General features: G+C 36.8%; 9 protein-coding genes. All 9 read right to left on the bottom strand.

The annotated features are described in order from the left end of the window. Position 1: 1 nt before the first annotated feature. A complete protein-coding gene (locus B9N66_RS00135; RefSeq protein WP_087579387.1) occupies positions 2-1,165 on the bottom strand; it encodes an acylneuraminate cytidylyltransferase in 1,164 nt (387 codons plus the stop codon). Positions 1,166-1,167: 2 nt separating this feature from the next. Then, the gene (locus tag B9N66_RS00130) at positions 1,168-2,049 is read right to left on the bottom strand and encodes an N-acetylneuraminate synthase family protein (RefSeq protein WP_087579386.1); all 882 of its coding nucleotides are present in this window, start codon (positions 2,047-2,049) and stop codon (positions 1,168-1,170) included. Between the two features lie 30 nt (positions 2,050-2,079). After that, on the bottom strand, positions 2,080-2,823 hold the full coding sequence (locus tag B9N66_RS00125; RefSeq protein ID WP_087579385.1) for a cupin domain-containing protein: 744 nt from the start codon (positions 2,821-2,823) through the stop codon (positions 2,080-2,082). Further along, positions 2,823-3,884 (bottom strand): GDP-L-fucose synthase family protein, encoded by a 1,062-nt coding sequence (locus tag B9N66_RS00120; RefSeq protein WP_087579384.1) that lies wholly within the window; start codon positions 3,882-3,884, stop codon positions 2,823-2,825. The genes B9N66_RS00125 and B9N66_RS00120 overlap by 1 nt, the downstream gene beginning before the upstream one ends. A 3-nt stretch (positions 3,885-3,887) precedes the next feature. After that, a complete protein-coding gene (gene gmd, locus B9N66_RS00115) occupies positions 3,888-5,030 on the bottom strand; it encodes a GDP-mannose 4,6-dehydratase (protein WP_087579383.1) in 1,143 nt (380 codons plus the stop codon). Positions 5,031-5,033: 3 nt separating this feature from the next. Continuing rightward, positions 5,034-6,404, bottom strand: a complete 1,371-nt coding sequence (locus tag B9N66_RS00110) for a mannose-1-phosphate guanylyltransferase/mannose-6-phosphate isomerase (protein WP_087579382.1) — start codon at positions 6,402-6,404, stop codon at positions 5,034-5,036. A gap of 111 nt (positions 6,405-6,515) precedes the next feature. Beyond that, the gene (locus B9N66_RS00105; RefSeq protein WP_087579381.1) at positions 6,516-7,403 is read right to left on the bottom strand and encodes a DNA-binding protein; all 888 of its coding nucleotides are present in this window, start codon (positions 7,401-7,403) and stop codon (positions 6,516-6,518) included. Between the two features lie 64 nt (positions 7,404-7,467). Further along, the gene (metE, locus tag B9N66_RS00100; protein WP_087579380.1) at positions 7,468-9,741 is read right to left on the bottom strand and encodes a 5-methyltetrahydropteroyltriglutamate--homocysteine S-methyltransferase; all 2,274 of its coding nucleotides are present in this window, start codon (positions 9,739-9,741) and stop codon (positions 7,468-7,470) included. A 540-nt stretch (positions 9,742-10,281) separates the two neighbouring features. Next, a complete protein-coding gene (locus B9N66_RS00090) occupies positions 10,282-11,778 on the bottom strand; it encodes a C69 family dipeptidase (RefSeq protein ID WP_087579378.1) in 1,497 nt (498 codons plus the stop codon). Positions 11,779-11,931 lie beyond the last annotated feature (153 nt).

Raw genomic sequence — 11,931 nt, 5'->3', positions numbered from 1 at the left:
ATTATTTATCATGGTAATTTCCCAAGACATACTCAGCGAATTCTCTGACAGCACCATCTCCACCTTTTTTTGAAAGTACGATAATATTTAAGATGTCTTTAATCTCTTGTGTAGCATCTAAAGGACAAGCAGCTAATCCGACGCTTTGTAATAGTTCTTTACAGTTTATATCGTCTCCAATATATGCTACTTCACTAAGTAAAATATTTTCATTTTGACATATTCTTTTAACTGCTTCTAACTTACCATTATGCTCCATTCCTTGACGTAAAAAATCTACTTTTAACTTTTTTGCACGATTCTCCACTATTTTTGTATTTTCGCTTGTAATTATTCCTGTTTTTATACCGGCACGGCGCAATAGCTCAAACCCTTTTCCATCACGAGTATTAAATTTCTTCAGTTCATTACCATTTTCACCATAATACATTCCAGCATCTGTTAAAGTTCCATCGACATCAGATAGGAAAAGCTTTATAATTGGTTTTGCTCTTTTTAACAAAATATATTTATACATCATTCTCTCAGCTATTATCCAATCATCTTCCTCATCTATTTCTATAGCTGTAAATTCTTTCATCTCATAAATAGATACCTTGCCGCTTAAACGATTTTTATATTTTTTTATATTGCCTATACTATTTATATAAAACGATCCATTCTCCATAAAGAGACCATAAAAATCTTGCCTACGTGGACGATTTTTGAAATCATAATTTATGGGGTTCGCGTCACCATCCCAAAAAAATCTTTTTGTCCTAACGCAAGTAAGCAATGAATCGGCTTTATTTTTTTTAAACAACTTTAATGCTTCATCAAAATCCTCTGTCTGCGTAAGAGGAGAAGTTGCTTGTACCAAAAAAAATAAATCATCCTCTCTAAAATTATTTTTATAAATAAATTCGAGCATTACAGATTCTGTGCTAGATGTATCTTCAGCATTTTTAGGATCTCTATCATATACTTCGACTTTCGTGAAATTAAAATTATTTACGATTTCTTTTATTTTATTACAATCAGTAGCCACAAATATTCTATCGATATTAATTGAATTTTGAAGCGATAAAATAGTCCAGTAAACAAGTGGTTTGCCACAGAATGCTTTAATATTTTTAAGTGGTATGGATTTACTCCCACCTCTTACTGGAATAAACGCTATGTTCATTCTTATTTCCTATTTTTTAATTTTTCTCTTTGAATTTGTTCTATAAATAAAATTTCTTCTTTTTTGTAGTGCAATGCTTCATATGTGGCATTAAGATCTCTTATAAGTTTTCTTAGACCATCTGGCTCAAGCGAAGCCGCATGATCGGTTCCTTTCCAAGTCCTATCCTTTGTAAAATGTCTTTCTATCCATCTAGCACCTAAAGTATAAGCCGCTACATCAAGCGCAATACCCAAATGATGTCCAGAAAATCCTATTTCATTTATTCTATGTTCATACTCTTCGTAAAGCCAATTAATCTCAAGCAAAGAAACATCTTTTGCTGGTACAGGATAACCTGAAGTACAAGAATAAATGAGCAATCTAGATTTTGCCTGATTTGTTTCTTCAAAAAAATTCACTATTTGTTCAATTTCATTTTTTGAAGTCATACCAATAGAAAGCTGGACTTGCCCATTAAACTCATCTCGAAGAATTTTTAACATTTCAAAGTTGTTATTACAAGCTGACGGAACTTTTAAGAATTGTGGATCAAGAGATATCATCTCTCTTGCACTAGTTGTATCCCAAACTGAAGTAGAATAAACTATTCCAATATTATCACAGTATTCTTTTAAAATTTTATGCTGCTCTAAATTAAATTCTAAATACTCTCTATGTTCACCATAAGTAGCACCATACGAATTCTCTGGAACAGGATGTGGAGCATTGTATTGTTCTTTTGTAAGCAACTCTTTATTATTTCTTTTTTGAAATTTTACATAATGAGCCCCCGCTTGTTTTGCTAAAGATATAAGCTCCTTCGCTATGTTAAGTTGTCCCATATGATTACAACCAATTTCTGCTACCACTTTTGGTTCTATGTAGTCAAATTTAAATGCCATTTACATCTTTCTCCTATTTTATATTATTTTTTATTTTCTTCCATATTTATCAGCATATCTAATAATATCATCCTCACCAAAATATTCCCCTAGCTGAATTTCAGATAGAACAATATTTTCATCACTATCATTAATAATCTGATGCTTGCATCCTCTTGGTATATAAATATATTTTCCAGGAAAAATGTCAGATAAAGATTCGTCTAATACTAACTTACCTCTACCTTTTATTATAATCCAGTGTTCTTCTCTTTTTTTATGCTCTTGGAGGCTTAACTCCTCTCCAGGAAATACTGTGATTATCTTGGCTTGTGCATTTGACGTTAAAATTACACTCTTATAAAAACCCCAAGGGCGATTATAGATTTCATGTTCCAAAACATAGTGGTCAAATGCTGAAAAATCATACTTTAAATCAAAGCTTATGTTCTCTAAAAGCATAATATGAAATTGTTTTTTTGTAATCACATTAAGAAGTCCCATATTTTCATCCACTATCGGCAAAAAATCTATCTTATCAGATTTAAATTTCTCACATACATCACTAAAAGTTGATTCTAAAGACAAATATTCAAAATCAACATTTATAACCATATTAACTGTATCATATATAGTAAGTTCATTCAAGAAACCCTTTCTTATATCACCGTCAGTTAGGACTCCTATAACAGAATTACTATTGTTAAGACAAATTAAAAATCTTTTTTTATTTTTTTGAAGTTTCAAAAGTGCGAATTTAATGTTTTCATTACAATATATCACCAAATTATTCATTAAAAATCTATCCCCATATTTCCTAAATACCACTTATAAAGTGTCTTTATCCCATCTTCAAGCTCTATTTTATGTTTCCAACCAAGAGAGTGGAGCTTAGATGGGTCTGTTAGTTTTAGTATCGTACCATCGGGCTTGCTATCATTAAAGCATAGCTCACCTTTAAAACCAACTATATTTTTAACTAAATTTGCTAGCTCTTTTATAGAGATATCTTTGCCCGTACCTATATTTACATGAGTATTTCTTATCTCTTTGCTATTTTTATCATAAGTATCTTTAAAATCTCTATTTTCCAATAAAAATACACAAGCATCAGCCATATCTTCTGAGTGCAGAAACTCTCGTCTAGGTTTTCCTGTGCCCCAAATTTCTACTCGCTCTTTTGAAATGCCAAATTTACTAAGACAAGTTATGCCTTCGTTTGTATCTTTTGCTTTTATATCTTTTACCACTTCATCAAATTTTTCTTCGCTTAAAAGTTTTGCTAGGTGTATCTTTCTTATAAGCGCCGGCAAAACATGCGAGGTTTCTAGATCAAAGTTGTCGTTTGGACCATATAAATTTGTAGGCATAACAGATATAAAATTTGTGCCGTACTGTAAATTATAGCTCTCACACATCTTCATGCCAGCTATTTTAGCTATTGCGTATGGCTCATTTGTGTATTCAAGTGGAGATGTCAAAAGCACATCTTCGCTCATTGGCTGTGGGGCATTTTTAGGATATATGCAAGTGCTTCCCAAAAATAATAGTTTTTTTACCTTATGCACATAACTTTGATGGATCACATTATTTTGAATTTGTAAGTTTTCATAGATAAAATCAGCCCTATAAGTGCTATTGGCCACTATTCCACCGACCTTTGCAGCAGCTAGCACCACATACTCAGGCTTTTCTTTTTCAAAAAATTCATAAACAGCTTTTTGATCCATTAGATCAAGCTCGCCATGAGTTCTTGTGATTATATTTTCATAGCCCTTTGATCGTAAATTTTTCACTATAGCAGAGCCTACCAGACCCTTGTGTCCTGCTACATAAATTTTGCTATTCTTATCCATTTCTTACTCGAAATAGCTCATTGTCTCATATCCGCCATCTTTTAGATAGACATCTTTTGTCATGAGCTTTAAGTCCGACTTCATCATATCGTTTACTAGATCTTGAAGGTTAAATTCTCTCTTCCAGCCTAGTTTTTTCTCTGCTTTACTAGGATCTCCAAGCAGTAAGTCAACCTCTGTTGGCCTAAAATATCTTGGATCCACACAAACCACAGTTTGCCCGATACTTAAATGGGACAAATTTAAATTTAACTCTTTTGCTTTTTCAAAATTTAGTGAGTCCACGACTCCTACCTCATCTACGCCAGCCCCTTCAAATCTCAAATTTATACCAGCATAAGCAAATGCAAATTTTACAAAATCTCTAACCGCTGTTGTTTGGCCAGTCGCTATCACCCAGTCTTCTGGCTCTGGGGCTTGCAGTATCATCCACATCATCTTCACATAGTCTTTTGCATGGCCCCAGTCTCTTTTGGCGTCTAAATTTCCAAGATAAAGCTTGTCTTGAAGCCCAAGCGCTATCTTACTAGCTGCTCTTGTGATCTTTCTGGTTACGAATGTCTCGCCTCTAACTGGTGATTCGTGATTAAACAATATGCCATTACAAGCAAAAATGCCATAAGCCTCTCTATAATTAACAGTTATCCAGTACGCATACATCTTTGCGACCGCATAAGGACTTCTTGGATAAAATGGAGTCGTTTCGCTTTGCGGCGTCTCTTGCACTTTTCCGTAAAGCTCAGATGTAGAGGCTTGATAAATTTTAGTCTTTTTCTCAAGCCCTAATATCCTTATAGCTTCAAGCAATCTAAGAGTGCCTGTACCATCAGCATTTGCGACATATTCTGGTGTCTCAAAGCTAACATGCACATGGCTCATGGCAGCTAGGTTGTAAATTTCATCTGGCTGTACTTCTTGGATGATCCTTGTTAAGTTCATAGAGTCTGTCATATCACCATAATGCAAGAAAAAATTTCTATTATCAACATGCGGATCTTGATAAAGATGGTCTATTCTATCTGTATTAAAAAGGCTCGTTCGCCTTTTTACACCATGGACTATATAGCCTTTTTTTAGTAAAAATTCCGCCAGATACGATCCATCTTGACCAGTTATACCAGTTATTAATGCTACTTTTTTATCCATAAATCACCTTTTAAAATCATCATCTAGGCGAATTATATCATCTTCACCTGTGTATTCACCGACCTGAGCTTCTATCAAAACCACAGGAATTTTTCCTTCATTAGACAGCCTATGAACTTCGCCCATTTTTATATAGATAGACTCATTAGGACAAACGAGTCTAGTTGTCTCACCTATCGTAACGGTGGCGCTACCTGACAGCACTATCCAATGCTCGTTTCTATGAAAATGCTTTTGCAAAGATAGTCTTTTGCCAGGTTTTACCTCTATTATCTTTATCTTATAACCATCTTGATTTTCAAGGACAGTATAGTTTCCCCAAGGCCTATTTGTCGTAACATGAGCATTACAAAGCTCAGAGCTATCCTCTTTTAAAATTTCCACCACATTTTTTACTTTTTGACTAGATGATTTTTTAGATATTAAAAGAGCATCTTTTGTATCAACCACAGTTAGATCATCGACATCTATTAAAGCTATTTTTTTGCCACTAGATAGGACTAGATTATTGTGAGAATTTATCTGCACCAGATCGCTATTTATTGTATTACCATTGGCATCTTTTGGTAGCTGTTCATCCAAACTATCAAAGCTTCCAAGATCACTCCAAGGCGCATCTAGTACTACCATTTTTACGATACCAGACTTTTCCATCACAGCATAGTCTATGCTATTTTGCGGAATATTTTGCATATCGGTAGTGTCTATTTTGATATCAATTTCGTCTTTTTTTGCGTTATCAAAAGCTACTTTGCATACTTCAAGTATCTCAGGAGCAAAAATTTTCATCTGATCCAAGAAAACGCCTGCCTTAAAGACAAACATGCCTGAATTCCAGTAGAAATTTTGATCTTTTAGAAATTTCACCGCTCTTTCATAGTCTGGCTTTTCATAAAAGGCCTTTACATCGCCATTATAGCTCTCTATATATCCAAATCCCGTCTCAGGTGACCTTGGCTTTATACCAAAAGTAACTAAGAAATTTTGCTCTGCCAGCTCTTTTGCAGCTTTTACGCTTGTGTGATATTCTTTAATGTCCTTTATCAAATGATCTGAAGGGGTTACTAAAACAATCTCATTTGGATCAAGTGCAAGGCAAGCTAATGTGATCGCTGGTGCGGTATTTCTACCAACTGGCTCGAGAAGATATTTAAAATTTGTGATATTTAAATTTTCTATCTGATCCATCGCCAAGTAGTAGTGATCTATATTTGTAATCACAAATGTATTGTCACAAATTTCGCTATTTCGTAGTGCAGTTAGCTGAAAAAGTGACCTATCGTCAAATAATTTAATAAATTGTTTTGGCATCAAAGTCCTGCTAATAGGCCACAACCTCATACCAGAACCACCACATAATAATATATTTGTCATAAATTTTATCTACTTTAAAATGAGCTTAAAAATCTTATATAATTAAAGCTAAAAAAGACTAAGAACTTACTAAAACCATATAAAATATAAGTTTTGATAGCTTTTAAACTATCAAAACACCTCTCTCATCTTATGTGTTAGCTCCAAGCTCGCTTCTATTTCGGCTCTTTTTGCCATTACACTTTCAACATTGACGCCGACGTTTATACCAATCTTTTTGGCAAATTCATAAAGCTCTGCGAAATTTTCAAGGCAAATTTGCGATGCCGTGGCTAAAAAATCATCACTTTCAAGCATCCTTTTTTCGCTCTTTTCATCAACACTTATACCAAGCCACTTGATAAACTCTAGCGTTTTTGGCGTGCCGCAAGTAGTAAATGTCAAAATAATAGGCAAATTTAACCCACTTTTTGCCACGCTTGTTAGTAAATTTTTAGCCAAATTTATGTCAAAAACCGCCTGCGAGATGAAAAATTTCGCCCCCATTTTGGCCTTTTGGCTCATCCTTTGCTCTTCATCGCCCTTTTTTGCGTGCCTCTCAGCTATACAAACACCGCCCACTACAATCTCTTTAAACTCGTCTCTAGCGATCTCATAAGCACGCTCTAAGCTCATTTTAGGCTCTACTTTGCCAGAAGCAACACCGACAAAGACATTTATATCGCTGCTACTTTTGGCTAAATTTGCTCTAAATTTGCTCTCATTATATTTGTTCGCGACTCTATAAAAGATGCTTGGTGTCTTTAAATTTAGATACTTTGAGTAGTAAATTTCAGGGCTTAATGTATCGCTAAATTCAAAAGTTCGCTCGCTTTTTATACGGCTACTTTCATCTTGGATCTCATAAAGCACCAAACCATCAGCCTGCACATCTGTGATCCTCTTATCCCATTTAGCAGCAATCTCTTTAAGCTTTGCCTCGTCAAATTCAGCCTTTGGAGGCGTTAAGCCATAAAGCACTATGCCACTTTCATTGTTTATGATCTTATCTTTTAACATTTTCTAACTTTTTTGAAATTTAAACGGAGTTTAGCGCCCAGGCTTGCTAGACGCTAAATTTGGATTATAGAGCTCTTACGATCTTGACAGCTTCGACCATGTTTTTAAGACTTGGCTCGACCTCTTCCCATTTTCTTGTTTTTAGGCCACAATCTGGGTTGATCCAGAGCTGCTCTTTTGGCAAGACTTCAAGCAGAGCTTTGATCTGAGCGACGATCTCCTCGATACTTGGTACACGTGGGCTGTGGATGTCGTAAACGCCAGGTCCGACCTCTTGTTTGTAGCCAACGGCTTTAAAAATTTTAAGTAGCTCGTTACCACTTCTTGCAGTCTCGATACTAATAACATCAGCGTCCATAGCTTCAATAGTCTTAATAATATCGTTGAATTCAGAGTAGCACATATGTGTGTGGATCTGAGTTTTTGCCTCGGCTGAGCTTACTGAAAGCTTGAAGCAATCAACCGCAAATTTCTCATAAGCTGGGATGTTTTCAGCTCTTAGCGGATAGCCTTCTTTAAACGCCGCTTCATCGACTTGGATCACTCTGATGCCTGCATTTTGAAGGTCTGCGATCTCGTCATAGATACAAAGTGCAAGTTGCTTTGCTACCTCACTTCTTGGCAGATCATCACGCACAAAGCTCCAGTTTAGCATAGTCACAGGACCTGTTAGCATGCCCTTCATTACGTGTTTTGTGATGCTTTGAGCGTATTTCATCCACTTAACAGTCATCGGCTCTGGGCGGCTCACGTCACCAAAGAGAAGTGGTGGCTTGACGCAGCGGCTACCGTAGCTTTGCACCCAGCCATTTTGACTAAATGCATATCCGCTAATCTGCTCGCCAAAGTACTCGACCATGTCGTTTCTCTCCGGCTCGCCGTGTACTAGCACGTCTAGGCCGATATCTTCTTGGAATTTCACGCAGTGATCGATGTATTTTTTGATGCCTGCTTCATAAGCAGCTGCGTCGATCTCGCCTTTTTTGAAATTTTGGCGAAGTACACGAAGATCAACCGTTTGAGGGAAGCTACCTATCGTTGTTGTTGGCAAGATGCCGTATTTTAGTGTTTCGCGTTGAATTTTGATGCGATCTTCAAATTTCTCATCACGCTCAAATTTGCTTAAATTTTTGATGCGTTTTTGAACGCTTTCAGAGTGGATGAGCTTTGAAGTAGCACGGGTTTTAACGGCATTTTTGTTCTCTTCGTAAATTTTAGTTTCAGCCTCATTTAGCTTCTCGCCGTTTGCCAGTTTTGTGATGATCTTGATCTCATCAAGCTTCTCGACCGCAAAGCTTAGCCAGCTTTTGATCTCAGGGTTTAAATTCTCTTCATATTTTAGAGTGTATGGCACGTGAAGAAGCGAGCATGAAGTGCCGATATAAAAGTCTTTGCCGCCTATTTTTTCTGAAATTTCACCTACAAGTTTTACTTTTTCATCGATGTTACTTTTCCAGATATTTCTACCGTCGATCACGCCTGCAAATAGTGTCAAATGGCTCTTTTTGATAGTCTCAAGTGCCTCAAAATTTCTCTTGCCGTGGATGAAGTCAAGTGCGATGCCATAAATTTTAGTTTTAGCCACTTCGCTAACTGCCTTGATCGCATGCTCAAAATATGTCGCAAATACGATCTTGATGTTATTTGCAACGCCTGTTAGCTCGTTATAAACCTTTGTGATAAGTGGCAAAAGGTCGCTTTCGTTTTTGTCAGTTACAAAGATCGGCTCGTCAAACTGCACTAAAATTTCATCATCAAGCTTAGAAATTTGCTCAAGTAGCTTTTTGTACTCGCCTACAAGTGCGTCAAGATGCTTAAATGGGCAGCTGCCGTCAGTCGTCTTTGAAAGGGCCAAAAATGTGATAGGGCCGATCAAATTTACCTTGCCTTTTACTCCGTTAGCCTTTGCCTCTTTGTACTCATTTAAAATTTTGTCTGCTTTTAGGCTAAATTTGCTCTCGCTGCTAAGCTCTGGCACGATGTAGTGGTAGTTTGTGTTAAACCACTTTGTCATCTCCATCGCAACGCCACTTTTGTTGCCTCTTGAGCAAGCAAAATATTGCTCCAAGCCGCTTAAATTTGCAAATCTTGGAGGTGTAGCACCAAAAGCGATGATGTTATCAAGCATTAAGTCATAAAATGAAAAATCATTGACACTAATTGCCGAAATTCCAGCGTCTTGTTGATATTTCCAGTGTCTTTGGCGAAGTGTCTTTGCAGTCTCTTGCAAATTCTCTTCACTAAAGCCCTCTTTGCCAGCCCAAAAGCCCTCTAATACACGCTTTAACTCTCTTTTCTCTCCAATTCTTGGAAAACCTAAAACATAACTTTTTATCATTTTTATCCTTTTTAAATTTCTATTTTTTTAAATTAAATCTGTGCCCTGCACAGCAACCTTGAATATTTTTATGCAGGTACAAGGGGTCTAGAATTACAAAACCGCCCCCTTATCCCTGTGACCCAAACCCCCCAGCACGTTCAATGTTGTTGCGCTGCGCACAAGTTTAGGTCACATCACCTGCGGTGGATGACACCCACTTCTTCTTAAACTAAAGTAAAATTTATAAAAAATCCTACCAAAAAGATCCTTGCCAAATTTCAAACACTGCTTAGTTTTATTTTTAAAAATGCAGTTACAATACAGTGGACCTGCTAGCAAAAATGGATTTATATCAATATGAAAAAATGTAAAATTGTTTAAAAATTTGCGTGTTTTTTGAAAATCGCTGATATGTTTTTTGCCGAGATTAACGAGCTTTATGCATGGGACAAGGCATCAGCGTTTTTCCTTTGTAGTGAATTTTTGTCGCATTATAAACGCTCTTTGCCAAATTTTTGTTTAAAGCTTGGGCGCTACTAAATTTCACGCCCAGAGTTTTTAGTCTTTTTTGCCTTTATTTAGGGATTTTAGCTTAGCATCCATATCAGCTGTAAGCATAGTAAAGACTTTGTTTGTAAGCTCCTGAGTTAAATCCTTGGCCTCTTGCATTGTCTTTTTACTAAAATCATTTAAGAGTTTGTCTGCTTTTTTCTTATCTTTTTTGTAAAGTTTGACGTATTCATCTTCAAATTTAGCCTGTTTTACCGCCAACTCTTTTTCAAATTTAGCGTAGGCCTCTTTAACCACTGGCGAATACTTCTCATAGTCAGTCATCACAAGGGTTTGAAGCTTTCTATAAACCCAGTATATCGAAGTATCATCAGCGTCGTATGAGCCGTCTGAGTAGCCTTTTATAAAGCCATCAAGCCCCTCGTAATACGGCAAATAAACGCTAAGATCAGCCATGCCAAGAGCGACGTAGGTCACACGGCCGATATCTTTTGGTAGCCACGGGCGTACCTGCATGACGTGAGACTCATACGTTCTAAAGACGCTTATAGCGCGGTAGACATTTTTCTTATCTTCGTCTTTGCTAGCATAGTTATCAAACGCAGTGCCGTCGTAGTGAGCTCTCATCGCAGCTTTTAGGTCTTCAACACTTAGTTTTTTCTCTGGTTTTAAAAATACTGGAAATTTCTGACCATCGGCGAAGTCTTGTTTTAGGCTTGGGTTAAACATGCTTTGCACCCAGCAAACACGTGGGTAGTTGTAGGTCATATCCCTCTCATCGTCCCTTGTATAGGCTTTTGTAAAGTTAAATTCTCCGTCTTTTGCAGGGTCATAAGTCTTGTTATCGATCGCAAATTTAATGACATCTTTTGCTCCCATGAAATTTGGATCATTCTCTTTATAGTTTTGAAGTCTGCCTTGGTTTGCAGTAACGAAATACTCATCTGGAGCGATCTTTGTAGCGATCCATTTGTGGCCTGTACCAGTCTCAAAATACCAAAGCTCGTTTGCGTCGATAAATACCACGCCAAAGCCCTCTCCAGCGCCCTTAGTCTCCACTATCTCGCCAAGGAGCTTAACACCCTCTTTTGCACTCTTCATACGTGGCAAAAGCACGTCTGGGATGTCATCTTCTGTGATGCCACTCTCTTCGTTATATGGGTCGATCTTTAAAAGCTCGTCTTTTGCGTAAATGGTCTCGGTGCCACTTAGTCCAACGCCAGCTTCATTGTAGCCGACCGCTCCGTGAAGTTTTGTGTGAGAGTTCGCGATGGTTGTGTATCTCATACCATCTTTTGGAAGCGGATATGTAAAGTCATTTGCGCCATCATGTGCCTTTGAACTGTGCATGCCAGTTTGATTTTTTGTGGCCGGATGGATCAAAAAGACTTGTGCCTTTACAGCCTTACTATCCGCACTCCTAGCAACCAGCATGGAGCCGTCGTTTGAAGCTTTATCTCCTACTAAAATGGTAGTGCATGCCAAGCTACTTGTGCCTAAAATCGCACTCATAGCAACAATTGATGCAAGAATTTTGCCTTTCATTCTTTACTCCTTTAGTGAAATAAAATTTCTTCATGTGATTATATGCAATTTTTAATAATTTAATTATAAATTTTAAAATTCTTTTAAGTTTAATGTAAATTTATTGCAAATTTTGTCTAAGTGAAATTTAAATTTTCTAAAGGTATTTTCGCT

It is taken from the genome of Campylobacter concisus, from assembly GCF_002165775.1.
GTDB classification, from domain to species: Bacteria; Campylobacterota; Campylobacteria; order Campylobacterales; family Campylobacteraceae; genus Campylobacter_A; species Campylobacter_A concisus_E.
The sequence above is the reverse complement of the archived record's forward strand: the minus strand, read 5'-3'. Positions and strand labels throughout refer to the sequence as shown.

What these genes read in the sequence shown, in the direction of transcription:
- B9N66_RS00135 (WP_087579387.1), bottom strand. Translation starts at nt 1,165, where the DNA reads ATGAACATAGCGTTTATTCCAGTAAGAGGTGGGAGTAAATCCATACCA.
- B9N66_RS00120 (WP_087579384.1), bottom strand. Translation starts at nt 3,884, where the DNA reads ATGGATAAGAATAGCAAAATTTATGTAGCAGGACACAAGGGTCTGGTA.
- gmd (WP_087579383.1), bottom strand. Translation starts at nt 5,030, where the DNA reads ATGGATAAAAAAGTAGCATTAATAACTGGTATAACTGGTCAAGATGGA.
- metE (WP_087579380.1), bottom strand. Translation starts at nt 9,741, where the DNA reads ATGATAAAAAGTTATGTTTTAGGTTTTCCAAGAATTGGAGAGAAAAGA.
- B9N66_RS00105 (WP_087579381.1), bottom strand. Translation starts at nt 7,403, where the DNA reads ATGTTAAAAGATAAGATCATAAACAATGAAAGTGGCATAGTGCTTTAT.
- B9N66_RS00090 (WP_087579378.1), bottom strand. Translation starts at nt 11,778, where the DNA reads ATGAAAGGCAAAATTCTTGCATCAATTGTTGCTATGAGTGCGATTTTA.
- B9N66_RS00130 (WP_087579386.1), bottom strand. Translation starts at nt 2,049, where the DNA reads ATGGCATTTAAATTTGACTACATAGAACCAAAAGTGGTAGCAGAAATT.
- B9N66_RS00125 (WP_087579385.1), bottom strand. Translation starts at nt 2,823, where the DNA reads ATGAATAATTTGGTGATATATTGTAATGAAAACATTAAATTCGCACTT.
- B9N66_RS00110 (WP_087579382.1), bottom strand. Translation starts at nt 6,404, where the DNA reads ATGACAAATATATTATTATGTGGTGGTTCTGGTATGAGGTTGTGGCCT.